This window comes from Enterovibrio norvegicus (assembly GCF_002876705.1).
Taxonomy (GTDB): Bacteria; Pseudomonadota; Gammaproteobacteria; order Enterobacterales; family Vibrionaceae; genus Enterovibrio; species Enterovibrio norvegicus_B.
Map to the genome: position 1 here is coordinate 1 of NZ_MDAG01000080.1, position 904 is coordinate 904.

General features: G+C 39.2%; 2 protein-coding genes. Both read right to left on the bottom strand.

What is annotated here, in order from left to right:
• Positions 1-191 (bottom strand): hypothetical protein (locus tag BCT27_RS25765; RefSeq protein WP_206748027.1); only part of this gene is annotated, 191 nt, incomplete at its 3' end.
• 121 nt (positions 192-312) lie between these two features.
• Positions 313-702, bottom strand: a complete 390-nt coding sequence (locus tag BCT27_RS24690) for a hypothetical protein (RefSeq protein WP_102397087.1) — start codon at positions 700-702, stop codon at positions 313-315.
• Positions 703-904 lie beyond the last annotated feature (202 nt).

Here is a 904-nt window from a genome sequence, read left to right on the forward strand (position 1 = left end):
ATTTCTTGCTCAAAGAGAAACCGTATTAATTCTAGATCTGTCTCTTGGAAGTCATACTGGAGCAGTATCAAAAGAGAATAGCGAGCCTTTTCATTTGCATCGTAGCTTCCACGATCATCTGAGCGGGTCTCTTTGTAAGCCACACCAATCCAGCTATCTTTATTTTCTCTGAATTCTTCCAATGTACTCATATCTCTTGCATGTAACGTTCGGATAACGGGCGTTTACTAACCCAAACTGATTAAGATGCCTAAATCACAGCGTTTCAATGAAAAATGCGCCACGAGTAAACGTCCCTCGTTCATTCGCTTGTTATGTTCGTACTGGTGTAAATTTGATGCCTTTTAACTTCTCTTTTTCTACTAAGTCAACGAAGTACTGAGACGAAAAAAGCAGCGGATGCTTGCCATTGCCGGAACCAAACATTACATCACTGCGGCAGATATCCGAAGGAAGTTTCTCTTTTAAAAAGGCAGGAGTCGCACCAACTATCGATTCGTAGTTACCGCAATTTGAACAGAGGTTAATGCGTCTTGAGTTTCTCTTTTCCATATCAAAGCACACTACATTTCGTACGAACATGACAAAGAGATCTGGTTCTTCTTTTAGTTGAATAAACTCAATGCCTTTCAGGCACTTCCTCTCGACTGTTTCTTTGAACTTCAGAGATGCAACGTAGTATCCATCATAAGTAATAGACAAGTCATAATTCTTCCTTTTCAAGGAAAAACTATCAATCACATATTCGAAGTTTGTACGATACCCGCATGATTCACAAACACATAAATGAACTGGATTATCATAAATAACATTCTCACTTGAGCACATGAACGAATCATTATCATTTAAGTCGATATAGAACTCTGTCAACTGCCCTCCTGATAATATAACGCCAAGCTAAGCG